General features: G+C 50.1%; 1 pseudogene. It reads left to right on the top strand.

From position 1 onward, the window contains the following. Positions 1-401, top strand: a pseudogene (locus RUMCAL_RS16920) (virulence protein); the annotation flags it as partial.

Below are 401 nucleotides of genomic sequence, written 5' to 3'. Positions count from 1 at the left end.
AACAACGGCAGAATATCAGTATATGCCCACCTGTGCCTATAAAATCGGGGAATGCTACACCGTTACCAAGTCCGGTGATTTGGAAATCAGTGACCAAGCCGACCGTAAGGAAACAGAACGGCTTCTTGCCGAACTGGCAAGTCGAGGCTATGCTGTTCCGCACACATCAGAACCGGAATCCAAAGGCTTAACTGTGCAGATGCCAGCCGATTTCCTCACGGAACATACACTGGGCAATCTCCGGCAGATCTGCGAAAACAAGGCTGCCCTTTTTCAGGCTGCTTTTCAAACAGATTCGCTGGACATCATTTCATCGGATGAAAAGGTGGAATTTCCGTGGTTCACGGTCGAACAGGATGGTGATGCGGATGCCTACTGCACCTTCATTTCCATGCTCTGCG

Source organism: Ruminococcus callidus ATCC 27760 (assembly GCF_000468015.1).
Classification (GTDB): domain Bacteria; phylum Bacillota; class Clostridia; order Oscillospirales; family Ruminococcaceae; genus Ruminococcus_C; species Ruminococcus_C callidus.
This window is presented reverse-complemented; position numbering and strand designations above follow the sequence as displayed.